The organism is Acinetobacter sp. 'aerobic (ED)', assembly GCF_904886855.1.
Lineage (GTDB): Bacteria > Pseudomonadota > Gammaproteobacteria > Pseudomonadales > Moraxellaceae > Acinetobacter > Acinetobacter courvalinii.
This window is the reverse complement of record NZ_CAJHGI010000005.1, coordinates 94,821-121,088: the sequence shown is the minus strand read 5'-3', so window position 1 is coordinate 121,088 and position 26,268 is coordinate 94,821. Positions and strand designations below refer to the sequence as shown.

The 26,268-nt window shown below is 43.7% G+C and carries 22 protein-coding genes and 1 riboswitch; of the genes, 10 read left to right on the top strand and 12 right to left on the bottom strand.

What is annotated here, in order from left to right; translation table 11 throughout:
* Window positions 1-17: 17 nt before the first annotated feature.
* Window positions 18-1,235: a class I SAM-dependent methyltransferase gene (locus JO943_RS11845; RefSeq protein ID WP_202740876.1), complete on the bottom strand. Its 1,218-nt coding sequence runs from the start codon at window positions 1,233-1,235 to the stop codon at window positions 18-20.
* Window positions 1,236-1,335: 100 nt separating this feature from the next.
* Here JO943_RS11845 and trhA point away from each other — a divergent pair, with 100 nt between their 5' ends.
* The 3 genes from trhA (at window position 1,336) to lpxO (ending at window position 4,457) form a co-directional block, all read left to right on the top strand.
* Window positions 1,336-1,977 (top strand): PAQR family membrane homeostasis protein TrhA, encoded by a 642-nt coding sequence (gene trhA, locus JO943_RS11840; RefSeq protein ID WP_202740875.1) that lies wholly within the window; start codon window positions 1,336-1,338, stop codon window positions 1,975-1,977.
* A 102-nt stretch (window positions 1,978-2,079) separates the two neighbouring features.
* Entirely contained in the window at window positions 2,080-3,390 is a 1,311-nt protein-coding gene (locus JO943_RS11835; protein ID WP_005226915.1) for an MFS transporter, read from the top strand.
* Between the two features lie 161 nt (window positions 3,391-3,551).
* Entirely contained in the window at window positions 3,552-4,457 is a 906-nt protein-coding gene (lpxO, locus tag JO943_RS11830) for a lipid A hydroxylase LpxO (RefSeq protein WP_005226913.1), read from the top strand.
* Between the two features lie 66 nt (window positions 4,458-4,523).
* On the opposite strand, the gene JO943_RS11825 is transcribed toward lpxO, so the two are convergent.
* Both JO943_RS11825 and secA read right to left on the bottom strand, forming a co-directional pair.
* Window positions 4,524-4,931: a hypothetical protein gene (locus tag JO943_RS11825; RefSeq protein WP_005288925.1), complete on the bottom strand. Its 408-nt coding sequence runs from the start codon at window positions 4,929-4,931 to the stop codon at window positions 4,524-4,526.
* 148 nt (window positions 4,932-5,079) lie between these two features.
* Window positions 5,080-7,815, bottom strand: a complete 2,736-nt coding sequence (secA, locus tag JO943_RS11820; RefSeq protein WP_005226903.1) for a preprotein translocase subunit SecA — start codon at window positions 7,813-7,815, stop codon at window positions 5,080-5,082.
* 363 nt (window positions 7,816-8,178) lie between these two features.
* Between secA and JO943_RS11815 the strand changes: the two genes are divergently transcribed.
* The 3 genes from JO943_RS11815 to JO943_RS11805 all read left to right on the top strand — a co-directional run bounded on the left by JO943_RS11815 (window position 8,179) and on the right by JO943_RS11805 (window position 10,451).
* Window positions 8,179-8,820: a peroxiredoxin gene (locus JO943_RS11815; protein ID WP_202740874.1), complete on the top strand. Its 642-nt coding sequence runs from the start codon at window positions 8,179-8,181 to the stop codon at window positions 8,818-8,820.
* Window positions 8,821-9,051: 231 nt separating this feature from the next.
* Window positions 9,052-9,870 carry an MBL fold metallo-hydrolase gene (locus JO943_RS11810; RefSeq protein ID WP_202740873.1) on the top strand — a complete coding sequence of 273 codons (819 nt, stop codon included), beginning with the start codon at window positions 9,052-9,054 and terminating at the stop codon, window positions 9,868-9,870.
* Window positions 9,867-10,451 (top strand): dual specificity protein phosphatase family protein, encoded by a 585-nt coding sequence (locus JO943_RS11805; protein ID WP_202740872.1) that lies wholly within the window; start codon window positions 9,867-9,869, stop codon window positions 10,449-10,451. The genes JO943_RS11810 and JO943_RS11805 overlap by 4 nt, the downstream gene beginning before the upstream one ends.
* A gap of 22 nt (window positions 10,452-10,473) precedes the next feature.
* On the opposite strand, the gene JO943_RS11800 is transcribed toward JO943_RS11805, so the two are convergent.
* From JO943_RS11800 to trpA, 4 genes are read right to left on the bottom strand one after another with little or no spacing between them, the layout of a single operon-like run.
* A complete protein-coding gene (locus tag JO943_RS11800) occupies window positions 10,474-11,598 on the bottom strand; it encodes an SPOR domain-containing protein (protein ID WP_202740871.1) in 1,125 nt (374 codons plus the stop codon).
* Window positions 11,589-12,875 (bottom strand): bifunctional tetrahydrofolate synthase/dihydrofolate synthase, encoded by a 1,287-nt coding sequence (gene folC, locus JO943_RS11795; protein WP_202740870.1) that lies wholly within the window; start codon window positions 12,873-12,875, stop codon window positions 11,589-11,591. Before folC ends, JO943_RS11800 begins: the two co-directional genes overlap by 10 nt.
* A complete protein-coding gene (accD, locus tag JO943_RS11790) occupies window positions 12,872-13,768 on the bottom strand; it encodes an acetyl-CoA carboxylase, carboxyltransferase subunit beta (protein WP_004775442.1) in 897 nt (298 codons plus the stop codon). The genes folC and accD overlap by 4 nt, the downstream gene beginning before the upstream one ends.
* Entirely contained in the window at window positions 13,765-14,568 is an 804-nt protein-coding gene (gene trpA / locus JO943_RS11785) for a tryptophan synthase subunit alpha (RefSeq protein ID WP_202740869.1), read from the bottom strand. Before trpA ends, accD begins: the two co-directional genes overlap by 4 nt.
* A gap of 274 nt (window positions 14,569-14,842) precedes the next feature.
* Between trpA and JO943_RS11780 the strand changes: the two genes are divergently transcribed.
* Window positions 14,843-16,174, top strand: coding sequence for a Na+/H+ antiporter NhaC family protein (locus JO943_RS11780; RefSeq protein ID WP_005226894.1), 1,332 nt, complete (start codon window positions 14,843-14,845; stop codon window positions 16,172-16,174).
* A gap of 279 nt (window positions 16,175-16,453) precedes the next feature.
* Here JO943_RS11780 and JO943_RS11775 read toward each other — a convergent pair whose 3' ends face one another.
* Window positions 16,454-17,476, bottom strand: a complete 1,023-nt coding sequence (locus JO943_RS11775; protein ID WP_005226893.1) for an AraC family transcriptional regulator — start codon at window positions 17,474-17,476, stop codon at window positions 16,454-16,456.
* 116 nt (window positions 17,477-17,592) lie between these two features.
* Here JO943_RS11775 and JO943_RS11770 point away from each other — a divergent pair, with 116 nt between their 5' ends.
* Entirely contained in the window at window positions 17,593-18,468 is an 876-nt protein-coding gene (locus JO943_RS11770; RefSeq protein WP_005226892.1) for a metal-dependent hydrolase, read from the top strand.
* Window positions 18,469-18,526: 58 nt separating this feature from the next.
* Here JO943_RS11770 and JO943_RS11765 read toward each other — a convergent pair whose 3' ends face one another.
* A complete protein-coding gene (locus tag JO943_RS11765) occupies window positions 18,527-19,522 on the bottom strand; it encodes a DUF2804 domain-containing protein (protein WP_202740868.1) in 996 nt (331 codons plus the stop codon).
* A gap of 216 nt (window positions 19,523-19,738) precedes the next feature.
* Between JO943_RS11765 and JO943_RS11760 the strand changes: the two genes are divergently transcribed.
* A complete protein-coding gene (locus JO943_RS11760) occupies window positions 19,739-21,517 on the top strand; it encodes a bifunctional metallophosphatase/5'-nucleotidase (protein WP_005226890.1) in 1,779 nt (592 codons plus the stop codon).
* Between the two features lie 60 nt (window positions 21,518-21,577).
* On the opposite strand, the gene JO943_RS11755 is transcribed toward JO943_RS11760, so the two are convergent.
* From JO943_RS11755 to JO943_RS11745, 3 genes are read right to left on the bottom strand one after another with little or no spacing between them, the layout of a single operon-like run.
* On the bottom strand, window positions 21,578-22,090 hold the full coding sequence (locus tag JO943_RS11755; RefSeq protein WP_005226889.1) for a DUF1543 domain-containing protein: 513 nt from the start codon (window positions 22,088-22,090) through the stop codon (window positions 21,578-21,580).
* Window positions 22,091-22,098: 8 nt separating this feature from the next.
* Window positions 22,099-23,343 carry a tryptophan synthase subunit beta gene (gene trpB, locus JO943_RS11750; RefSeq protein ID WP_005226888.1) on the bottom strand — a complete coding sequence of 415 codons (1,245 nt, stop codon included), beginning with the start codon at window positions 23,341-23,343 and terminating at the stop codon, window positions 22,099-22,101.
* Window positions 23,324-23,983, bottom strand: a complete 660-nt coding sequence (locus tag JO943_RS11745) for a phosphoribosylanthranilate isomerase (RefSeq protein WP_032870067.1) — start codon at window positions 23,981-23,983, stop codon at window positions 23,324-23,326. The genes trpB and JO943_RS11745 overlap by 20 nt, the downstream gene beginning before the upstream one ends.
* 118 nt (window positions 23,984-24,101) lie before the next feature.
* Window positions 24,102-24,316: riboswitch (cobalamin riboswitch) on the top strand.
* Between the two features lie 36 nt (window positions 24,317-24,352).
* Between JO943_RS11745 and JO943_RS11740 the strand changes: the two genes are divergently transcribed.
* Complete coding sequence (locus tag JO943_RS11740; RefSeq protein ID WP_202740867.1) at window positions 24,353-26,209, top strand: TonB-dependent receptor plug domain-containing protein; 1,857 nt, start codon at window positions 24,353-24,355, stop codon at window positions 26,207-26,209.
* Window positions 26,210-26,268: the final 59 nt, after the last annotated feature.

The following is a 26,268-nucleotide window of genomic DNA, read 5'->3' as shown; positions in this document are numbered from 1 at the left end:
CGTTTTCTCTGTTTTAATTAACACTTACAGCCAATATTCTCGACTGGCATCTGATCTTGCAATAACAGTTCCAGACTTTGCTTCTCAATCCCATACATCGCTTTTAAGGCTTGAATCTGCTGCATAATTTTAGCATCAGGTTGTTGTATATCTTTGCGCTTGGTCGCCAGAATCATTTTATTTTTGCTGGTATGTTCCAAAGATACAAACTCAAATACCTTGGTTTCATAACCATAGGCTTTCAGCAACAAGGCACGTAAGCTATCTGTCAACATTTCTGCCTGCTGTCCGGCATGAATGCCGAACTGAAGCATCGGCTGTAACACCTCTGGACTTTGTAATTGTGGTCGTAGCTCTTTATGACAGCACGGCGCGCACATGATCATGGATGCATTGAGACGAATCCCGGTATGAATGGCAAAATCCGTTGCAATATCACAGGCATGTAATGCAATCATCACATCCAGTTTTTCTGGTTGATAGCTCCGAACATCACCTTCAAAAAAGTCCAGATGATTAAAACCGACCTGATCAGCCACATGCTGGCAGAACTCCACCAGATTGGAACGCAGCTCCACCCCAGTGATTAAAGGCGTCTTTTGCTGTGCTTGCAAATAATCATATAGGGCAAACGTTAAATAACCTTTACCTGAACCAAAATCGACAATATTTAATTCCTGCTGTGCAGCATCGATCTGTTCATAGGCATTGGAAAAGATCTCAATAAATTTATTAATCTGTTTCCATTTCCGTGCCATGCTAGGCACGATCTGCCCTTTTTCATCGGTAATGCCAAGATGTTTTAAGAACAGGCTTTGCTGTTGCACATAACGCTGCTTTTCACGATTATGCTGCTGTTGTTCAAGCTTGTCCGTTGCTGCCTGTTTTTTCTGGTGGGTCAACATGGCTTTCTTTTTATTTTTCTTGAGCTGAATATCTTGATTCAAGGTAAATAAATTGGCCTGTTTAGATTGTGCCAATAATTCAGCAATCTTTTCCAGACCTTCACTTATCGAATAGTTTTTGGTGATGTCTTGTGTCGTATGGTGATACAAACAGGACAAAATTGCCTGTCCTTGCAGTTCAATCCTACGGAAAGTGATTTTCTCTAAATGTGCCAGCTCCCCTTTGTACTGACTCAGAATGAGCCGATCAAAGCTTTTATTTTCAATAGATTGCTGGATATCCAAGAAAAACTGCTGTTCTTGTTCAAAAGAAAAATTCGGCGCAAACATAATGAAAACCTGACAAATAGAAACTAAATTTTAAAGCGTCTTACTTTAAAAGGGAAATTGCATTACGATACAGTTGTATTTTTATGCACCTGATCGCTTGATGAACTCAAAAACATTGCTGGATTATGACCCCAAAGAAGAACTGATCAATGCCTATAGTCATGGACTTGGCGCTGTCCTTGCTTTGATTGCTTCCATTTTTCTAATCGTTAAGGGCCATGCTCTGCCCTTAGGCCAGTGGATGAGTTTATGGGTCTATGGCTTTAGTCTGGTACTGCTACTCAGCAGTTCCATGCTTTATCACTTTGCAGTGGATGAACGTAAACGCTACTGGTATAAAAAGCTGGATCATACTGCAATTTATTATCTGATTGCAGGTACCTATACCCCGTTTTTGAGTATTGCGATTCCCACCTCCAAAGCTCACTACCTGCTGATTGCCCTATGGATCATAGCGCTGATCGGCACCCTGTTTAAGCTGGTCTTTATTCACCGCTTCCAGAAGATTTCTCTGGCAGCCTATCTGTTGATGGGCTGGCTCGCCATTCTGGTGATGGATGATATGCAGCGTTATCTAAGCAAAGATGCGATACAACTCTTAATTGCAGGCGGATTGGCTTATACCATCGGCACATTGTTTTATGCGTTAAAAAAGGTAAGATATACCCACGCAATTTGGCATGTTTTTGTGCTATTAGGGGCAGGATTACACTTTTTAGCAATCTACTGTTATGTATTATAAGTCCTTATATAGCATTCAGTTTTTCTAAGTAAAACTGCACATTCAAAAGGAATTTTTCAAGACAGTCTTCTGTTTCTTGAACGAATAACATGAAGGTCTTGTATGTCGTCAAGCACTACGACTGCCACCCCGGAAGTGGCCAGCAATTCAAAAGTACGGGTATTATTTGCCAGCCTTGTCGGTACCACGATTGAGTTTTTTGACTTTTATATCTACGCCACAGCCGCTGTACTCATTTTTCCACATTTATTTTTTCCAGAAAGTAGCGATGGTGCTGCCGTTCTAAAATCACTGGCAACCTTTGCCATCGCCTTTATTGCACGCCCGATCGGTGCAGCACTGTTTGGGCATCTCGGTGACCGGATCGGCCGTAAAGCAACCTTGGTGGCTGCCTTGCTGACCATGGGAATTTCAACAGTGTGTATCGGTCTGTTACCGACTTATGCGCAGATTGGTCTTGCAGCCCCGCTCCTGCTCGCCTTATGCCGTCTAGGACAAGGTTTAGGTCTGGGTGGTGAATGGAGCGGTGCCGTATTGCTCGCTACGGAGAATGCACCAGAAGGCAAACGTGCCTGGTATGGCATGTTCCCGCAACTCGGTGCACCGATCGGTTTTATCCTTGCTACAGGTTCATTTTTACTGCTGAATGCCTTTATGACAGAACAGGCGTTCATGACCTGGGGCTGGCGTATTCCATTTATTGCCAGTGCAATCTTGGTCTTGGTTGGCTTGTACATCCGTTTAAAGCTGCATGAAACACCGGCCTTCCAGAAAGTCTTGAATAAGCAAAAAGAAGTCAATGTACCTTTCAAGGAAGTCATGACCAAACATTTGCCCATGTTAATCCTGGGTACTATCGCCGCCATCTGTACCTTTGTGGTGTTTTATCTCACCACGGTTTTTGCCTTGAACTGGGGCACCACCAAACTCGGTTATGCGCGCGGTGAGTTTCTGGTGTTACAACTGTTCGCAACCTTATGTTTTGCTGCCTTTATTCCCCTCTCTGCGATTTTTGCAGAGAAGTTTGGCCGTAAAAACACTTCGATTGCAGTCTGTGTACTTTCTGCCTTGTTCGGACTTTGCTTTGCACCGTTATTAGGCTCAGGTAATCCACTGCTGGTGTTCTTGTTCCTGTGTATCGGTCTTGCGATTATGGGTTTAACCTATGGACCAATTGGTACCGTACTGTCAGAGATTTTTCCCATCTCGGTCCGTTATACCGGCTCTGCATTAACCTTTAATCTGGCAGGTATTTTCGGTGCCTCTTTTGCTCCTTATATTGCGACCAAACTGGCTGAAAGTTATGGACTGGGTGCAGTGGGCCTATATCTCAGCTGTGCGTCGATCCTGTCTTTAATCGCCTTTTTACTGATTCGTGAAACCAAACATGATGATGTAAATAATCAGATTTAAGCACTGAATTTCAGATGATCTGTAAATAACTGATCCAGATCATCTGAAATACCATTCAATTTATGATCTTTTATCTTATAAAGTTGCTTTTGCAACTGCATTCTTCCAAATATTTTTTGTGCTAAAATAACCGCCTTTATTTTTTCTTAGACGATTGTGTTATGTACGCAGTGATTATCGTTGCCGTATTTTTAATCAGCTTCTTATATACCTATTTACGTGGTAAAGAGCGCTTAAAAGCATCTCGACAATTATTTGACCATTCGACATTTTTAGCGCCGATCAACATGTTTATGACGGGCTTTTCCAAATTGCCGAACCAACCTTTCTTTGATGTGGCGCAGTTCCCTGAACTCAAACCACTGCAAGATAACTGGCAGGTGATTCGCGAGGAAGCCATTCAGCTACAGAACCAGATTAAAGCTTCTGAAAAAAATAATGATGCGGGCTTTAACACCTTCTTTAAACGTGGCTGGAAACGCTTTTATCTGAAATGGTATCAAGATAGTCATCCGTCAGCACAACAACTCTGTCCCAAAACCGTAGCACTACTGGAAAGCATTCCCTCAGTGAAAGCGGCGATGTTCACAGAGCTTCCTTCTGGAAGTTATCTGGGTAAGCACCGTGATCCTTATGCCGGTTCGGTACGCTATCATCTTGGCTTGGTGACTCCGAATAGCGATGACTGCTTTATTGAGGTTGATCAGGAGCGTTATAGCTGGAGAGATGGTGAAGCCACTGTATTTGACGAGACCTTCGTGCACTGGGCTGAGAATAAGACCGATGAAACGCGCATTATCCTGTTCTGTGATATTGAACGACCAATGAAATGGGGCTGGGCACAAAAGTTCAACCACTGGTTTGGCCGTAATGTCATGTCAGCTGCAAGCTCACCCAATGATGACCAAGACAAGACCGGTTTCATCAACCGTATTTTCAAATATGGCTATGCGGTACATCATTACGGTCGTGGTTTAAAAGAACGTAATCGTCCACTGTACTATGCTTCAAAGTGGTTGTTATTTGCGATTATTATTGGCCTGATCCTGCTGCCAAGTTTTCTATAAAGCTGTTGGTTTAGCCATAAAAAAAGAGATGCGATTGCATCTCTTTTTTTATTCCGCAGCGACTGCTTATTGAATCGCCTGAGCTGTTTGGGTGCCCGCAGTTTGTGCAGCAGCCGCATTCGCCGCCTGAACTGCAGTTTCACCAATTAAAGCAATCTTCGCTTTCTCTTGGCTTTTTGCAGATAATGCCGGGTTTGATGCCACGATACGATTGATGTTGGCAGAGTTCGCTGGTGCAATTGCTGCAGTTTGCAATACGATTGGACGGTTACCTGTTTCGCCTAAGGTATAGCGAATACCGGTACGCGGGCTAACCACAGTCGTCACTTCACGCTTGACTTGCGCTTCTGCCGTGTTAGTACCTTTTGCTGCCAATACTTTATCAACAGTCGTGGTTTGTGGAGCTTCAGCTGCAAATGCAAAACCTGACACTGCAGCACTTGCCAAAATTAAAAGTTGTAATGGTTTTTTCATTGTCTTCCCGCTTTTAATGCGAATTCAATCAAGATCTGTAAGTTCAATAATGAAACTACAAAGCGCTCATTGACTCAAGTTATTTATCGTAAAAAAAGCAGAGACTCAGGCTCTGCTTTTTTAGCATCGTTCAATCTAAAATCAGGATTTAGATTTTACCGTGACATTGCTTGTATTTTAAGCCTGAACCACATGGGCACGGCGCATTACGGCTTTCCGGTACCGGGAATGGTGCATTGTCGGTAAAGCCTTCAGTTTCCTCAGAAACCGTAACTTCACCGGTTAAGCCATCGACATCATCATGTTCAAATGAAAGACGCATTGATTCAGCCTGACGTTGTTGCTGCGCTTCAAGCTCCGCCAATTCTTCAGCTGTCGGTACATGAACACGAGATAAATCAGTCACCACATCAGACTTGATAATTCCCAGCATATTCACGAACAAGTTGAAGGCTTCTTTCTTGTATTCTTGTTCAGGGTTCTTTTGTGCATAACCACGTAAATGAATCCCTTGACGCAAGTAATCCATCGCCGCCAAATGATCTTTCCAATGACGATCCAGCGAGTTCAACATGAAATGACGTTCCAGCATAGCTGCGGATTCATCTCCCATTTGCTCACGACGTTGGCGATAACGGGTAATCACTTCATCTGCAATACGCTCAATCAGGCCTTCCTCGTCTAAACGGCGATCTTGGTCTAACCATTGCTGTACCGGTAACTCAATTCCCAAGTCAGACTGTAACGCCCCTTCCAGACCTTCAATATCCCACTGGTCATGAATCGACTCTGGTGGAATAAAGTTGGCAATTAGGCCTTTCACCACTTCGTGATGCATTTCTTCGATATAGTCTTGTAGCGTACTTTCTGCCAGAACTTCATCACGTTGCGAATAGATGATCTTACGTTGTTCGTTGTTCACGTCATCGTACTTCAACAGGTTCTTACGAATATCGAAGTTACGTGCCTCAACTTTACGTTGTGCATTTTCAATCGAACGGCTGACCATCTTGTGCTCAATCGCTTCGCTTTCTTGCAAGCCCATGGCACGCATCATGGCAACTACACGGTCACCCGCGAAGATACGCATCAAATCATCTTCAAGCGACAGATAGAAACGAGATACACCCGGATCGCCCTGACGACCAGCACGACCACGCAACTGGTTATCAATACGACGTGATTCATGACGCTCAGAACCAATGATATGCAGACCGCCAGAACTTAACACGTCTTCGTGATCTTTTTCCCATTGGGCCTGTAAACGCGCTTCATCTTCAGCGGTCGCATTTTCAATTTTGGCAAGCTTGGCTTTCCAGTTACCACCCAGCAAAATATCGGTACCACGGCCCGCCATGTTGGTTGCGATCGTCACCGCATTCGGACTACCTGCTTGCGCAATAATATCTGCTTCACGCTCATGCTGTTTCGCATTCAGGACTTCATGATGAATACCAGCCTGTAATAACTTGGCAGATAAAATTTCACTGGCTTCAATCGTCGCGGTACCGATCAGGATCGGTGCAACGCCCTGCTGACGAATCTTGGTAATTTCTTCAATAATCGCGGTATATTTACCATTACGGTTTAAATAGATTAAATCGTTATGATCGACACGGACCATTGGACGGTGGGTTGGAATAATCACCACATCCAGACCATAAATTTCTTTCATTTCCGAAGCTTCAGTATCGGCAGTACCGGTCATACCTGACAGCTTTTTATACAGACGGAAATAGTTCTGGAAAGTTGTGGTTGCCAGTGTCTGGTTTTCCGGCTGAATTTCCATGTTTTCTTTGGCTTCAACCGCTTGATGCAAACCTTCTGACCAACGACGACCCGGCATGGTACGACCCGTGCTCTCATCGACAATAATCACTTCTTCTTTTTGCGTCTGCGGATTGATACCGATAATGTAATGTACATTCTTCTGGTACAAATAGTGCGCACGGATTGCAGCAGTCACATGGTGAACCAGATTCAGGTTGGTTGCTGAATACAGGCTTTCACCTTCTGCCAACAGCCCCATTTCAATCAGTTTCTGTTCAACCGTTTCATAACCGATTTCAGTCATTTCCACTGAACGCTGCTTTTCATCTACCCAGAAATGTCCACCATCTGCCACTTTTTCTTCTTTCTGTGGACGTAATGTTGGCGGAATACTGTTGATCAGCTGGTATAACTGAGATGAGTCTTCGCTTTGACCAGAAATGATCAATGGTGTACGCGCCTCATCAATCAGGATCGAATCGACCTCATCGATGATGGCATAGCTTAAGCCACGTTGTTTTTTCTCTTGTAGCGAGAACACCATGTTGTCGCGCAGATAATCGAAACCAAATTCGTTGTTGGTCCCGTAAGTAATATCGGCAGTATAGGCTTGTGCCTTTTCATCAGGCATCTGCATGGAGTAAATCACACCAATGCTCAAGCCTAAAAATTCGAATAAAGGACGGTTTAACTCGGCATCACGCTGCGCCAAGTAATCGTTTACGGTAATGACATGAACGCCTTGACCACTCAATGCATTGAGATAACACGCCAAAGTACCCATCAGGGTTTTACCTTCACCGGTACGCATCTCGGCAATTTTACCTTCGTGCAAGGTAATACCACCAATTAACTGCACATCGTAGTGACGCATGCCCATGACACGTTTTGCCGCTTCACGGCAGACAGCAAACGCTTCTGGCAATAATTTATCTAAACTTTCGCCATTACTAAAACGTTGTTTGAATTCTGGAGTTTTTGCAGAGAGGTCTGCATCGTTAAGAGCAGATATCGTCGGTTCAAGCGCATTAATTTGTTCAACAATTTTACGCATGCGTTTGAGCTCGCGCTCATTTTTTGTACCGAAGATACCTCCGATCAGACTTGCCAACATGAATAAACTCTCTAATCCTGTTTGTTATAAGGTTCGTCAATAACAACAAACCTTAGGTCGGTTAATTTTTTCTTAGCTGTTATTATGGAGTCAGAAATAAGAACTACAAGTGCTTTGCATCCAAACAGGTAAAAAAATCTGCGAGGCGATTCTGACATCACACCAGTAAAGATGCGTTAATGTAGCAAATTTGCCTTAAACTTACATCGACCTGAATGTGAATTTCCGATCATTTTTTAACAAGATCCCTAAGAGATATCTCAAAAGTTCATAACAAAATACAAAAACAATAATTTTATTTATAAAGTGAATGCTGCATATTGAATAGAGAAACGACATAGAAAAAAGTATAGAGGACTCATCATGACATTACGTTTAGGCGATACCGCGCCAAATTTCCAGCAAGAATCTAGTGAAGGTAACATTGATTTTTATGACTTTTTAGGCGATAGCTGGGGTATTCTATTTTCCCATCCAGCAGATTATACGCCAGTCTGCACCACCGAACTGGGTTATACCGCCAAACTGAAAGATGAATTTGACAAGCGTGGTGTTAAAGCGATTGCCCTTTCGGTTGACGATGTTGAATCGCATAAAGGCTGGATTCAGGATATTAACGAAACCCAGAATACCACGGTGAATTTCCCCATCATTGCGGATAAAGACCGAAAAGTGTCTGAACTTTATGGATTTATTCATCCCAATGCCAGTGAAACCTTAACCGTTCGCTCATTGGTCATTATTGATCCGAATAAAAAAGTGCGTTTGATCATTACCTATCCGGCATCAACAGGCCGTAATTTTAATGAAGTATTGCGCGTGATCGACTCACTGCAACTTACCGACAACCATAAAGTCGCGACACCCGCAAACTGGCAACAAGGCGAAGATGTGGTGATTGTGCCGTCATTAAAGGATGAGGAAGAAATCAAACAACGCTTCCCGAAAGGCTATAAAGCCGTCAAACCGTATTTAAGACTCACGCCCCAGCCTGAGCAAGATTGAAGCCGATTAAAGGCTTCAAGCGAAGCGCAAGACAAACGAAGTGCGTAGCCATAAAGACCAGCAACGCTCATTCCTGAGAAGCGACTAAAGCTTCGCAAGATCGCAATACAAGACAAAATATCAAGCCTATCTCAGCGATAGGCTTTTTTCGGTCTGATTCAAATTTGTTTTGGTATTTCTGAATCGATACGTTATAAAAATAATTCGATCCGGAACACAATAAAAATCATCATGATCTATAACATTCATCACCTGCATTGTGGCAGCTTCTGCCCTGTCTGCGCGCCTTTATTTGGACAAAAAGGCTGGAAAGCCCATCTGGTCTGTCATTGCCTGTTGATTGAAACTGATCGGGGATTGGTATTGATTGATACCGGTTTAGGCCTGCAAGACTATTTACATACCGAACAGCGCCTTGGCAGTTTACTGACACAATTTGGTTCTATCGTGCCAAACTTGAAACTCAGTGCCATTCAACAGATTCAGCAACTCGGTTTTAGTCCCAATGAGGTAAAACATATTTTTGTGAGCCATCTGGATTTTGACCATGCAGGCGGCATCTCTGATTTTCCCCATGCAACCGTGCATGTGCTGGCCACTGAATTTAATGCAACCCAGACTTTATCTGGCAAAGGCAAACTACGTTATAAAACCGCGCAGTTTAAACAGCATCGACATTGGAGCTTTGCAGAACATAACGATGGTGAAGAATGGTTTAATCTCCAGCGCGTAAAAGGCCTCCCGTTGTTTCAGGATGAAATTTTAATGGTGCCGTTGCTCGGACATACACTTGGACACACTGGCATTGCAATAAAAAAACAGGACGGCTGGATTCTATTCTGTGGTGATGCCTACTTTTCTCATCTGGAACTCAATCCTAAACATAAACTCAGAGCGCTCGATCTTACCGAACGTTTATTGGCTGAAGATAACCAGCAGCGTTTGCATAACCTGAAACGCTTACAATATCTGGCTCAACATGAACCCAAGATTGAGTTAATTTGTGCACACGATCCCGTTGAATTCAGTCGCTATCAAGCTATCTTATGAAAAAAGCACTCATCGCGCTTACAGTCACTTCCTGCCTCAGTATCGGTGGCTGTATCAAACATCCAGGTCTGGATGATGAACAACGCCCTGAAAATTGGGGAACACTGATCTCACACACCCATAATTTTTATCAGATCAGCAGTGATGTGTTTCGTAGTGAACAGCCGAGCAATCAGTTAATTCCAAGCTTAAAACAGTACAATATTGATACGGTGATCAACCTTCGTGCACGCAATGACGATGCCAAGGTGCTTAAAGACCAGCCATTTAATCTGGTCCATATCCCGATTTATACCTGGGCGATCAATCGCGAAGACTTATTACAAGCGATGCGTGCCATTCAAACTGCCAAACAGAACAATCAAAAAGTTTTAATCCATTGCTATCATGGTTCAGACCGTACAGGTGCGACCATTGCCATGTATCGCATTATTTTTGAACACTGGTCAATTGAAGATGCGGTAAAAGAAATGAAACAAGGTGGCTATGGTTTTCATGTGATCTGGAAGAATATCGAGCATTTGCTGAGCCCTGAAAATGTAAAATGGATTCAACAGCAACTGTCGAACCCATCTTCATAGCATCCCATCAAAAGGGTTTCATTTAACGCTGGTCGAGTGGCACCCAGTCAATTACCCAGGCTGATTTCATATTCAGACTATCATCAGTGGTAATTTTCTTACGGGTCGTATCCGCAGTATCACGGTCTTTGGCTGGACCAACCATGATCCGAATACCTTTAGAGGTCGGGCTAGTGGTTACCTTATAGCCTTTAGCACGTAATTTCGATACCACGGCATCTGCATTGGCCTGATTAGCCGCCAGTGCTACTTGTACCATCCATTTTTTATCGCCGTTTTCCATCAGGTCACGGGCTTTTTCAGCTTCGGCTTTCTTTTCAGCTTCTGCCTTACGCTTATCTTCAGCAGCTTTCTTGTCTGCATCTGCCTTACGTTTATCTTCAGCGGCTTTCTTATCCGCCTCGGCCTTACGTTTGTCTTCCGCAGCTTTCTTGTCTGCTTCAGCTTTACGTTTATCTTCGGCAGCTTTTTTATCCGCTTCTGCTTTACGCTTGTCTTCAGCAGCTTTCTTGTCTGCATCTGCCTTACGTTTGTCTTCCGCAGCTTTGCGATCAGCTTCCGCTTTCTTTGCTGCTTCTGCTTTACGTTTATCTTCCGCTAGCTTTTTATCAGCATCAGTCGTCTTTTGCTGGTCTGCTTTTAACTGTTCCGCTCGCTTCTTTTCATCCGCTTTGCGTTTGTCTTCAGCCAATCGTTTTGCCTTAGCTTTTTCATCTTCAACCAGTTCAGGCGGGATATTGTCTGAACTTTCTTGTGCAGCGGTGCGACGTGCATTGATTGCCGCGTATTCTTCAGCCGCTTTACGCGCTGCAGCTGCTTCTGCTTGCTGCTGCATTTTTAAAAATTCAGCTGCACGTGCCTCTTGTTCAGCAACTGCTTTTTCACGAGAGCGACGTTGTTCTTCAAGCAAACGTTTTTCTGTTTCAACATCAACCGCCAAAGGTTGTAATGAAACCATTTCACTCTCTTGGGCAGGCTGAGCAGTTTTTGGCTTAGTGGCTGTTTTGGGAATAGGATGAGTAACGGTAGCTTGCGTATGATCTTGCTCTATTTCTTCATTACCTTTAAGAAGCAGTGCGGCCAATAAAACACCACCTCCTAATAGAACAACGCCACCCATCCAACGTTGTTTGTTATTCATCGACATTCTTCTAAATACTCCCAGACCGCTTCTAAAGTATGAAACGAACCACAGACTAAAATCAGCTGATTGTTATTACCTTGTTTCAGCACAGTTTCAAACGCTTGCTGGATACTGCCGAACTCATGGACCTGTTGCCCTTGCAATGCATCTTGAATCTGTTGCACTGGTGCGGCTCTAGGCACATCTAAATTAGCAATAAACCAATCTTTTACTGTTGTTTTTAGTAAATCAGTGACAGATGGAATGTCTTTATCTGCCAACATTGAAAATACTGCAACAACTTCTGTGTACTGTTTATTGTATTTTAGGAATTTTCGCAACTGCTTCAACAAAAATTCGACACCATGGGCATTGTGCCCCGCATCAAAAATAACGGTTCTATTCTGAATTTGTCTGATTTCAAAACGGCCTTGTAGGCGTGCCTGCTGAATACCCGTTGCAATGGCTTGTTGTGAAATGTCTATTCCACTCACCAGTACAGCAGCAACCGCAGTTGAAATATTATCCAAAGCCAGCTGACCAACAGGAAGCTTTAAGGTGCTACCAGAAGATGCAAATGACCATGTTTGCCCATTTTCATCCAGCTGATAGAAATAATCTTGATTAAGTGTATATAACTGGGCTTGTGTTTCAGCCACCTTATCTTGAATGGCTTGTGGAAGTTGCTGTTGCCCGGCAAAAACCACCGGAATATTCGGACGAATAATCCCTGCTTTCTCGAAGGCAATTTTTTCGACCGTATCACCGAGCCAGTCGACATGGTCTAAACCAATATTGGTAATCACAGCAATGTCTGGATCAATCACGTTGACTACATCAAGACGACCACCCAGTCCGACTTCAAGTACCCAGACATCACATTGTTGCTGTTTAAAAATGACAAAAGCAGCCAAAGTGGTTGCTTCAAAAAAAGAAAGGCTTAATCCACATTCACGGCGAGCCTGATCGACCTGTACAAAAGCACCTATCAGACGCTGATCATCTACCTCGGCACCCGCCAGTTTTACGCGCTCGTTAAAACGGTAAATATGCGGTGACTGATACAGGCCCACCTTATAACCTTGTGCATTTAAAATTGCAGCTAAAGTTGTCGTGGTTGAGCCTTTACCATTCGTACCTGCGACAGTAAATACTTTCGCCTCAGGTTGCATCACACCCAGCTTTTCAGCCACAGGAATAACGCGTTCTAAACCTAAATCAATGCCTGTAACATGAACATGGCCCCAATAATCGAGCCATGTTGTTAATGTATCCGTTGAATGTGGAGCGTGCGGTTTCAAGGTAAGTTCATCAGTTTTGCAACAAGTCTGTATACAGTATCACGTAATGCATGACGATGAACAATTTGATCGACCACACCATGATCAAGCAAATATTCTGCACGCTGGAACGGTTCTTCCAGTTTCTCACGTACGGTTTGTTCAATTACACGCTTACCGGCAAAGCCAATCATCGCCTTCGGTTCAGCGATATGTACATCACCTAACATGGCCAATGAAGCCGTTACACCACCATAAACTGGATGAGTTAACACCACTACATAAGGCACACGTGCTTCTTTCATTTTCTGGATGGCTGCTGCAGTACGCGCCATTTGCATCAGGGACAACATACCTTCCTGCATACGTGCACCGCCTGAGGCTGCAAAACAGATCATCGGCTGGTGTAAAGCAATGGCACGTTCAGCCGCCTGAACAAAACGGTCGCCCACAACCGTGCCCATTGAACCGCCCATGAAATCAAAATCAAAGGCACAGGCAACAAGGTCTAAACCTTTAAGCGAACCTTGCATTACCACAAGTGCTTCTGTCTCACCCGTTTTGTCTTGCGCTTCGCGCATACGATCTGGATAAGGTTTGCTGTCCACAAACTTTAATGGATCTTTGGCATTAAATTCCTGACCTAACTCACCATTGACCTGATCAAAGAACCAGTTCAAACGATCACGCGCACGCATACGCAGGTGCTCATCACACTGAGGACAGACATAGGCATTAAATGACATGGCAGTACGTGTCACCAGTGCATGGCACTCAGGACATTCAATCGTAGGCTCAGTAAAGGTCGCTTTAAACGTTTGCTGTTGATCTGCCACCTGAATACCAGGTACATGACGCTCAGTCCAAGGGGTTGAAGGGTTAAGAACCTTCCCTGATGTTAACTCTTGACTCATACTAACTCATCGAGCGCAGCTCGAAGCTCCTTCACTTTATTCACCGTCTGTTGCGCAGCTTGATCTGCTGGCAATGTCGCAAAAGATTTAACGAAAGCACTTCCCACAATCACGGCATCGGCAACCTGACCCACCGCTTTTGCAGACGCCGCATCACTAATTCCGAAACCAACACCGACTGGTACACTGGTTTTAGATTTAATTTTTGCAATACGCGCTGCTGCTTCAGCAGTATCTAGGGTTGCTGCACCCGTCACACCTTTGAGTGACACGTAGTAGACAAAACCACTTGCCTGATTGACCACATGTTGAATACGCTGGTCGGTTGAGGTTGGCGCAAGCAAGAAAATCTGATCCATTCCATTTTGTTTAAGAACTTCACCTAATTGCTGAGATGCTTCAGGTGGTAAGTCCACCAGAAGTACGCCATCAACACCACAGTCTTTCGCATAAGTCACAAACTTTTCATAACCAATCACTTCAACAGGATTTAAATAGCCCATTAAAACAACCGGTGTCGTTTGATCTTTTTCGCGAAAAGCTTTCACCATATCCAATGCATCTAAAGTATTGGTTCCACCTGCCAGAGCACGCTCAGCTGCCAAAGCAATTACAGGACCATCTGCCATCGGGTCAGAGAACGGAAGACCCAGTTCAATAACATCAACCCCTGCCTCAACCATTTGATGAAGCAATGGAACAGTGACTTGTGGATGCGGGTCACCTGCCATTACATAAGAAACAAGCGCTTTACGTTGCTGAGATTTAAGCTGTTCAAAACGAGTGGCAAGACGTGACATAGGATTATGCTTTCCTGATTTATATAAATTAAGGAGTTGTTTGTGGTCATTTAAAAACACTGCATTGTAACGCTATTTTTTGTTCATTGAACAGAGTTTGACGTGAATGCGACAGCGAATCCTGCGACTTACAACTCCTCTGCTACATTTATCTATATTTTGAGTTTTTTCTCAATGATCAAAGATTCCTAATTTCAGGCTGATCGCTTAGCATTTTAGAATTTCGCCAAGCTCCTTTATACTAGCCGAAATTTTTAAGTTTCCTTTTTATTTTATGTCTGCCCACTCTCCCGAAAAAGTACAAAGCAATGCCCTTGCTTTGCTGCCGCTATTGGTATTTTTGATCATCTTTCTTGGGAGTGGTCTTTATCATTCAATGATCGGAACTGAATTCGCCTTTTATCAGGTTAAAGCGCCTGTGGCTGCAATACCTGCGGTGATTCTCGCACTTTTACTGTATAAACAGAAACTCAATACAGCGATTGAAGAATTCCTGCAAGGTGCCAGTCACCCGAATCTGATTCTGATGTTTATGGTGTTTATGCTGGCAGGTGCCTTTGCCAGTGTTTCCAGTGCCATTGGCAGCGTCGATGCGACGGTACAGTTAGGACTTTCGCTTATTTCGCCAGAATTTGTCTTACCCATGCTGTTTATCATTGCCGCTTTTATTGCTACGGCCATGGGTACCTCGATGGGCACCATTGCAGCCTGTGCGCCCATTGCCTTTGGTTTTGCTCAAGCGACTGATATTGCGCCGGTCTATGCCATTGGTGCGGTGGTTGGTGGCGCCATGTTTGGTGATAATCTATCCATGATCTCGGATACCACCATTGCAGCTACCCGTAGTCAGAATGTTGAACTCAGAGATAAATTTCGGGTCAATGTCTGGATTGCACTTCCCGCTGCCGTCATCACCTTAATGGTTTATATTTCCATGAGCCATCAGGCAGAAGCCATTCAATCCAAGCCTTATGATCTCTGGCTGATTCTGCCTTATCTGGCGGTGTTCTTTCTTGCTTTTACCCGTCTGCATGTTTTGGCAGTGCTAATGATCGGTGTGATTTTATCGGGTCTGATGGGGCTGCTTGAAAAACCGGATTTTGATGTGCTCAAGCTGAATAGTGCGATTTATGACGGCTTTGTCGGCATGTTTGAGGTGGCATTACTTTCCATGTTGCTGGGTGGTCTGTCCGCCCTGATGCAAAAACAAGGCGGATTGCAGTGGCTGATTCAACGCATTTATGCGATTACCCGCCTATTTAAATTCGGTAAACAGCGTGCTGGTGAATTCGGTATTAGTTTTCTGGTGGTCTTCTCGAATCTATTTGTGGCCAACAATACCGTTGCGATTATTTTATCGGGCGATATGGCGCGTGAAGTGGCTAGAGAATACGGCGTAGATCCTAAACGGAGTGCAGCTTTACTGGATATTTTTTCTTGTGTGGTTCAAGGCATGATTCCTTATGGAGCGCAGTTACTGTTGGCCTGTTCGATTGCCAAACTTTCTCCGGTTGAATTAATTGGCAATATCTACTATTGCTGGATTCTTGCGGTTTGTGCGGTGCTTGCCATTGTCTTTAATTATCCGCGTTTAAAAAAACCGTAGAAGATTGAATTACTGCTCAAATCCCACTCTCAATAACGCTTCAATTTAGACAAGTATCTACTATCGTGGTAGGCGACATGGATGTCGCCCGTTGGACTAGCCTTGTGCTGCATTTCAAAGCAGGGCTTTAAAATTTGCTCAGGACGTAGCGTCAGCCCAACAGAGGATTTTTGTTACTTTTCATCCCTGAAAAGTAAGGAAAATATCAAACCCATTTGTTTGTTTATAAATTAAACTACCTTAGCTAAACACTTATTAATTAAAAGCTTGATCTAAAATCTACAGAGATTTTAAAAACTGCTTGGGTGTAACGCCTGTCCAACGCTTAAATGCCCGTCCAAACGCACTCTGATCTGCATAATTCAGCCGCTCCGCAATCTCAGACAAAGACTTACCTTGTTGCAGATACAGCTTGCTCTGTTCTAGACGATACTGATCCAGCACATCCTGAAAATTCAATTCATAAGCCTTCAACTGACGTTGAAGTGTCCGTTCCGAACAATGCAAACGCTTCGCCACATAACTTTGCAATACCTCTTCCTGCTGCACTAAGCCCTGTTCAATCAAGCTATGGATTTTTTGTCTAAATTGCTGTTGCTGAACCTCAAACGAGCTGACACTGTTCAATGAATGCTGTGCCTGAGTAGACAAAACCTGATTCAGTTGCTGGTCTGCCGCAATACTTTTTGCCTTTAAAACCTGATTGGAAAAGCGGATCGCATATTGGCCCTGCTGAATCTGAATCGGACAACCATAGAATTTTTCAAAATGATACAGTGCCGTATGCGGGGCATAACCAAACTGGATCATCTGCGGTGGCACTAGAGCATCCTGCACTATCGATTGCGCGATTTTAAAGATCAAGGCCAGATTCAGCTCATACATTTCCCGATAGTCGCAATAAGATGCGCCCCAGACAATCTGGATGTAATCAGGAAACTGCTGGACATCGAGCTGTTCCAGATTGGTTTGTTTAAACACCAGCGAGTAGTATCGTTGCAAGAGTTGAAGTGCCTGCTGGAGATCCATACTGGTTGAGGCCAGATAACCCATCAAGCCCAAATCCTGCAAATTTGCATGTTCAGCCAAAACTAAAGTAATCGGACGGGTAAAATGTGCTTGAGCTGCCTGTAACAACAATGCATAACGTTCGACATCAAAGTCACGCTCATCCGGATTTTCCAGACAGGCCTGAAAGGCTTGCCAAAGTTCAGGCGCAACAACTTTAGACAAATCAATTTGTTCCTGTTGCAAAACGCGATTCAACAAACGTAAATATCCAATGATTATTTTAACGGACATGGGCCAACCTCATCCTGAGCTGTCGTTATTTGTATAAAAATTGGCTGTAACTGTCAAAACATTTCATCGGACTTTTTCCATACTGGCGACATGAAGAAAAACAAGGAATAGCAAAGATGAATGCACATGTTTCCTATCAAGTTGATCCCGTGGTCAGAACCAAACTGGACTTCCATCTCGAGCAGGCACCCCGCTTCTGGTTCGGTGGCGACCCATTCCGTACCCGTATGTTTGATGCCCTCAGCCTGACCTTCCCCGATGGCGAGCGTTATTTTATTGAATGCGTCCGTTTATTCCGAGACAAAATTGATGATCCAGACTTGCAGGAACGTGTCGCTGATTTTATTCGGCAGGAAGCACAGCATGGTATCGCGCATGATAAAATGAACCAGATCATGAAAGATCAAGGGATGCCTGTGGAGCAGTTCACCACCCGCTTAAAGAAAATCTTTCGCTTTGAACTGAAGAATCGCTCTCCTCAATACAATATTGCCATGACCGCAGCTGCCGAGCATTTAACCGCACTGATGGCAGATACCTTCTATAGTAAAAAAGAAACCTTGGCAGAAGCAGATCCTTTTGTACGTGCGCTGTTTGCCTGGCATGCCATTGAAGAAATGGAACATCGCGATGTGGCTTTTGATGTGATGCGTGAAGTCGGTGAAGTCCCGGAAGCAACCCGTCGCTTTGCCTTGGTCTTTACCACAGTGATGATGTTTGGTTTTACCCTGTATCGTACTGATGTGATGCTCAAAACCGATGGTTTTAGCTTAAGACAACGTTTTGATATGGCGCGTAAAGGCTTGCCGTGGTTCTTTGGTCGCAACGGTATTTTGACTGCGAAAAGAGCGCAATATAGTGACTGGTTTAAAAAGGATTTCCATCCAAATCAACATCCGGTGATTCGCCAGTATGATGTCTGGATTGATACTTTAGCTAAGACCAATGATCCGATTGCAGCAGGTGAAGCGTTCTGGCAAGCGGGACTTTAGTTCATTAATCTAATCTAAAGAAATCCCCTTGCAATTGAGGGGATTTTTATTTTCAGCATCACCACTTTGCATAATGCTGTTCTAATAAGCCATATTCATTATCTAATGCCACCAATTCAACCTGTTCATGGGCAATCGTTCCACTGACTTTAGCCTGCCATTGATTAAACTGGCTGCCAATCATACGCAGATTAATATTTTCAAACCGGCACCAGCCTGTTTCAACCACCAGATTTAAACATCCACCCAAAGAACGAATCGACCAGGTATTTTCATTCTTTTGCTCAAATAAAGCATCTGTCAGCGGATATAAACGGCCATTCACCCACAAGGCATTTTCGTTGCCAAAACTTTCATTGACGCCTGATGCCAGATTGATACCAATACGACGGTCTTGTGCATCACGGAACTGGCAAGACAACCAGAACCAGGCTGTTTCAGGGCGCAGAAAGCCACAGGTATCATCCAAAGCCGCAAGACTATAAGCATTAAATTCAATCTTTTGCTGAGCTGGACTAATGAAAAAGCCCTCAACCGCTAATGTGGTTTGCTTCTGGGTATAGGTCCAGCCATTAATCCCGGTCGGGCTACATAAACTTAAGGCATCGGTCCCTGCACAAAAAATCCGGGCTTTTAGCTGGATCTCACCATGTTTGCTGACCTGAATATAACGCACGCCATTGGCATGCTGCATATCGAATTGATAGGCTGATTTTTTGAACGAACTTTGACTAAATAACGGCTGCTCATCCAATTGTGTTTTGAATGCCAAAGGTTGAATCGCATTCCACTCAATCACCTTTTTAGTCTGGTGATCATAAATATAAAAGAACGCATGCCCAGCCCAGGATAGGTCGACAATTGCCACACCAATGCTGTAATGCTCATGTTGCAAGCCACAGAATTTAAATTTTTTATATTTCAGTTGCTTGCGCCAGCCAGTTAATACCTGTCCATAAGGCGTTTTATAAATATAGTCATCCAGATTAATCCTTGAGGGTACCTGATCAAAACGTCCATAACGTGGCTGACCATTGGTTTGTATCAAATCCATTCTTTCATTCCATGAGTACGGGTTTGCAACTGCTTCAATCATAAAGCTTAAGTGGACAAATTTGCTAATCGTTTTATCTGTAAAAATGATAACTGCACCGTAGTTCTTAGCGCTCAATCCAAGTGCTTGCCAAATGATTCTAGCTCATAATTTCATCAAACATTCATACAGAAGTTTTATTTTTAAAAACAATCTTATACCACCCGATCAAAAACAATGATGACTCAACAGTTATTAAAAGCCAAAGTTCTCTGTCTGATGATGCTGGCGTTAACGGCCTGTAATGATCATGACGATAATGATGGAACGTCAACGGTTCAACGCAAAAATCAAAATATCAACATTCTTGCGTTTAATGACTTTCACGGTAACCTTGAACCACCTAAACGCTTTATAGAAGCAGATGACCCAAATGACAGTAGCAAAACGGTACGTATTCCTGTCGGGGGCGTCAGTTATTTTGCCGATGCGATTAAAAAATTACGCGTGCAATATCCAAATAATGCGGTCGTTTCGGCAGGTGACCTGATTAGTGCCTCACCACTGACCTCATCCCTGTTTTTGGATGAGCCGACCATTGAAACCATGAATGATATTCAGATCGATTTTAACGCAGTCGGCAATCATGAATTTGACCGGGGTACCGATGAATTACGTCGCTTGCAGAATGGTGGCTGTCAGCAATATACCAGTACCAAACCCTGCCAGATCAATCCAAAATTTGAGGGTGCCAAGTTTAACTTCCTGGCTGCCAATGTCTCGATGAAGGCTGATCCCAACAAAACCTTATTCCCTGCCTATAAAGTCAAAAGCTATGGTGGCATTCCGGTAGCCTTTATCGGTATGACCCTGAAAGCGACACCCAGCATTGTCTCGGCTGCGGGTATTAAAGACGTTAACTTTAACGATGAAGCCGATACGGTTAATGCCTTGATTCCAGAGTTAAAGAAACAAGGCATTGAAGCGATTGTGGTGGTAGTACATGAAGGCGTCGCACCAAGTACCAAATTTAATAAGAAAACTTGTGATGGCCTTAGCGGTCCATTACTCGGTATCCTCGATCGCCTAGATCCTGCAGTTGATGTAGTGGTTTCTGGACATACCCATCAATCTTATATTTGTGATTACTCGACCAAGAATCCGCAAAAACCGTTCCTGCTCACCTCTGCCGGACAATACGGTACCGCCATTACCAATATTCAATTAGAACTGGATGGCAAAACAGGTGATGTGATTAAGAAAGATGCCAAACAGGTTCCGATTCAAAGTGAAGCCTATACCTCGGGCTCAACCACAGTGAACTTGACGGATCTATACGAGAAATTCAATAAAACCCCAAGCATTGAAGCCATTCTGGATAAATATCGTCAAGCCGTGACCAGCATTTCAGCCCGTGTTGTCGGTACGGCAGATGGTGTGATTAATCGTAATGCCACCGAAAGTGGTGAAAGTGCTCTGGGTAATTTAATTGCCGATGCACAACAGGCCATGGCACTCACTGCAAGCAATCAAGGTTCTGACTTTACCCTGATGAATCCGGGCGGTGTACGCGCCGATTTACTGGTCAATACCAATAATCAGATTACCTTTGGTGATGTCTTTACCGTGCAGCCATTTGGCAACTCGATTGTGACATTAAGTCTGACAGGCAAACAGATTCGTGATGTGCTTGAGCAACAATGGTCAGGTGCCAATGCAGCCACGGTACGTATCTTGCAGCCATCAAAAGAGTTCAGTTATACCTATAAGAAAGACAACTCGGCTTCACCACGCGCCAGCAATATCTTGGTTGCAGGACAAGCGCTGGATGATAACAAGGTTTACCGTGTAACTGTAAACAGCTTCCTTGCCGATGGTGGTGATAACTTCACGGTATTAAAACAAGGTAAAAATCCAGTTGGTGGCGGACAAGATATTGATGCCCTAGAACAATATGTGGCTCAGCATTCTCCTCTGACCGCACCTAAAACTGATCGAATCAAAGTCACACCTTAATCAGATCCTAAATAAAAACAGGGAAGCAATTGCTTCCCTATTTCTTTTCTAAAATCATGCTTAAGCTAAGGTGAGATAAGTATTTTCCCAAATCATCGGACTAAATTCACCTTGAACCAAATGGATATAACGCCCTGCGATATGATCTATCGGAATGCAATCATCGACATCCACTACACGATCGGTATGTGGCTTATGCCAGTGTTGTTCAATGAACTGTTTGCCCAACTGTTTTGCCGCCACTGCATCAGCTGCAACGACAAGATGATAGCTATGCAATTCACCAAAAATATTTGGCGTATAGCCGCCCAGATTAATCAAGTACAGCTTTTTATCTGATGCTGATGGTGCCGCATCAGAAAACTGGATCTGATAATTCACACCTTGCGACTGCACACCTGAAATCTGCGCCCAGGCATCAATATGCAAACCTTTTAATTCACCAAACCAGGCCTGTTTCAACTGGGGTGTAAGCTCAGACAAGCTATGACCAATTGCCATCACCACATCATGTACTTCGGTATTGGCACGCGCATGACGGCCACCCAGCATCACCATAAACAGACTTGGCATCTTAAGACCTACATATCCACCATTTCCACGCCATCAATACGCGCAACCGTCATCAAGTCTTTATCGCCACGGCCTGAAACTGTCGCAATAATGATTTGATCTTTGGACATGGTTGGTGCAAGTTTAGTGACATAAGCCATCGCATGTGAACTTTCCAATGCTGGGATAATACCTTCAATCTTGGTGAGATCACGGAAACCTTGTAAGGCCTCATCATCATTGATTGGCACATATTCCACACGGTTCATGTCTTTGAGGAAACTATGTTCCGGACCTACGCCTGGATAGTCCAGACCAGCTGAAATACTATGCGTTTCAATGATCTGCCCTTGCTCATCCGACATCAAATAAGTACGATTACCGTGTAATACCCCCACATGTCCTGCATTCAACGGCGCAGAATGTTTACCTGTTTCGATGCCATGACCTGCGGCTTCAACACCGTACATTTTCACATCTTGATCATTCAGGAAGGGATAGAACAAGCCCATCGCATTTGAACCACCGCCAACACAAGCGACCAAAGCATCTGGCAAACGCCCTGCCTGTTCCTGGATTTGACGGCGCGCTTCACGACCAATAATCGACTGGAAATCGCGAACCAGTTGCGGATATGGATGAGGACCAGCCACAGTACCAATTACATAATAAGTACTGTCAACATTGGTGACCCAGTCACGCATCGCCTCATTCATGGCATCTTTCAAGGTTTTTGAACCACTTTGTACGGGCACCACCGTCGCGCCCAACAAACGCATACGATAGACATTCATGGCTTGACGTTTCACGTCTTCGGCACCCATGTACACGACACATTCCATACCCAGACGTGCTGCAATGGTTGCCGTCGCCACGCCATGCTGACCTGCACCTGTTTCCGCAATGATGCGTTTCTTACCTGACAACTTTGCCAATAAAGCCTGACCAATGGTGTTATTGACCTTGTGCGAACCGGTATGATTCAAGTCTTCACGTTTCAGGTAAATTTGCGCACCGCCGAGGTGCTGAGACCATCGCTCGGCATAATACAGCGGACTCGGACGACCAACATAGAACGCAAGATCACGGTCAAACTCTGCTAAAAACTGTGCATCATTCTTCATACGACCATAAAGACTTTCGAGGTCTTCAAGTGCAGCCATCAGCGTTTCTGATACAAAACGTCCACCATGAATACCGAAATGCCCTTGCGCATCGGGAAACTGGGTGTAATCAATCACCTGATTTTCTTGATTAGAGTTTTGCTGATCCACGTTGGACTCCTTGCATAAATTTTTCAATGAGTTGTTGGTCTTTTATACCTTTTGCGGACTCGACGCCTCCGCTGACATCCACAGCAAAAGCAGCTGTGGTATCAATAGCTTCACTGACATTTTCAGGGGTTAAGCCCCCGGCCAGGATGAGTGGAATATCGAGTTGGGGAAATTGCGTCCAGTCAAAACTGTGCCCTGTCCCACCTTTTAGCTCAGGATGCCAAGCATCTAATAACACTGCACTGGCGCCCGCTACTTGATAGCGCTGGATTTCAGCAACCACATCCAGACCAGGTTTGACCTGAATCGCTTTATACCAGCGACGTTTGCATTGCGTTGCGATGAATTGGCATTGTTCTGGCGTTTCATCGCCATGTAGTTGTAATACATCCAGAGGAACCGAATCAAGCACCGTCTGGATTTCTTCAGCAGTTGCATTTACAAATAAGCCGACCAGCTGTACATAAGGCGGGACCTGCTTTGCCAATGCTTGCGCCTGCTCAATACTGACATGTCGCGGACTTGGCGGGAAAAAAACAAAGCCGATCGCATCTGCACCAGATTGTACAACGGCGTGAATATCTTGTATTCGGGTAATTCCACAAATCTTGGCGCGAGTTCGCATCTGGCTTTGGCGCATGAGCTGTCCAATCTAGTCTGAATATTTTGAAGCTCTCGCATTGTAATGCAATTTGACTCACTTTGTGCAAAGTTCATTCTGAAATGCAATTGTTTAAGAAACGTTAACACTTTATACTTTGCGTAATCTTGCAACAAGTCTAAAGCAATTTCTTTTGCTTATAGGGAAGTTGGTGAAATTCCAGCACTGCCCTCGCAACGGTAACACTGAATTACTTATCCCAGCTTAACGCCAAATCACTGCATCGGAACGATGTGGGAAGATGATGAGTAATATCATTTGTTTGATGATTATAGTGAAGTCCGGAGACCTGCTTGTTGTTTATTTCCACATTATCATTCACGACGGGTGAATGTCTGGAGCGACGTCATGTCTACTGTTTTACAACCGACTCGTTTAGTTGGTGCTATCGCTATTGCGATGGGGTTTTCTTCACCTGCTTTTGCTCAAGATCAAGCCAGCGATAAAACTGCGACGCTAGATACGATTGTCGTGACTGCATCTCGTAGTGAACAGAAAATTGAAAATGTTCCTGCACGTATCAATATTATTGAGCCTAAGATTCTGGAACAATCACCAATCGCATCTCTACCTCAGTTATTACAAACTGATGCTTCAATCAATATGGTACAAACTGGCGGCTATGGACAAGCTGCTTCTATTTTTTTACGTGGTACAAACTCGAATCACACTTTGCTTTTAAGAGATGGTGTTCGTCTAAACTCAAATACCTCAGGTGCAGCATCGCTCCCTTTTATTGATACTACAGATATTAAACAGATCGAAGTTCTCAAAGGCCCAGCCTCTGTTTTATATGGTGCCGATGCAATTGGTGGAGTCGTTCAACTGATATCTAAAACACCTGAAAAAACCTCTGCATTTGTAACAGGTGAAATTGGTGAACATAAAACCTATAAATCTGTTGTCGGCGCAGACCTGGCTGAAAATGGTTTTTATGCTCAAATTCGCGGACAACGCTTAGAAACAGATGGTACGCCTGTTACTGATGCAAAAAACAATAAAAAGGCGAGCTTTGATCAGAAAGGCTATAGTGCAAAAGTTGGAGTAGATAAAGAACAATACGCGGCTTCTGTTGATTATAGTGAGAACCAAGGCTATAGCGATTACGATAATTACGGTAACTTAGTTTCTCAAGACTTTAAAAACGAAGCTATCAATATGAAAGGTCGCCTCAATGTTTTAGATAATCTTGCAGTACATGCCCGTCTTTCGCAATATAAAGATAATATTGATCAAAATACTTCTTCAGATTACGTACATAGTACAACTCAGGAAGCTGAACTTTACACAAAATGGCAAATTACGCCTGCCCAAAATATTTTAGTTGGTTCAACCTTTAAAGATATTAAAGGTGATGTCTACTCAAAAAATCTATACGGTGGACAAGACGTCAAATATAAAGAATCCGTAGATACCATTGGTTATTTTGCTCAACATCAATATCAGCATAATGGCTTAGACACCCAAGTGGGTATTCGTGTTGAAGACAACGATAAATTTGGTACGCATACCGTTGGTCAAGGGGCGATTCGCTACCAAGTATTACCCCTTACCAGTGTATATGCCAATGTCGGTTCTGCCTTCCGTGCACCAACCACCAATGACTTATATGCCTTATCATGGGGTGCAAATCCTGATTTAAAACCAGAAGAAAGCTTTTCTTATGAAATTGGTGTAGATCAAAAGTTAAACCACAACATCGACTTAGGCTTATCTATTTATCGCAATAAAGTGGATAACCTCATTAGTTTTCAAGCAGGCAAGTTGATCAATGTTAATAAAGCAACTTTTACTGGTGGCGAAGCTTCATTTAAATGGCAGCAAGATGAACTCTTTTTAACTACAACTTATGCTTATGTACAAGCAAAAGATGATGAAACCAAAAAAGATCTAACTCGTCGCCCACGTCAAAGCCTAACCCTTACAACGGGATGGGATGATGGAGAATATGGTGTTTCGGCTTCTGTTATTGCGAAATCGAATTCAAAAGATTTTGCAGATTGGCCATCAACAACACCAACAACTACCCCTGGCTATGTCACCACGAATGTAAACGTGTATTGGCAACCTATCCCAATGATCAAACTCTTTGCAAATATTGAGAACATTGGTGATGTAAATTATAAAACTGCTTATAACGGTAATGGCGTGTACTACATCAACGGTGGACGTCAAGCCTCTGCTGGTGTCACATTCCGTTATTAATCCTGCGCTAAAATAATAAAAACATTTTCTTAACTCCAGTTTCGGGGTAATGTTCTGAC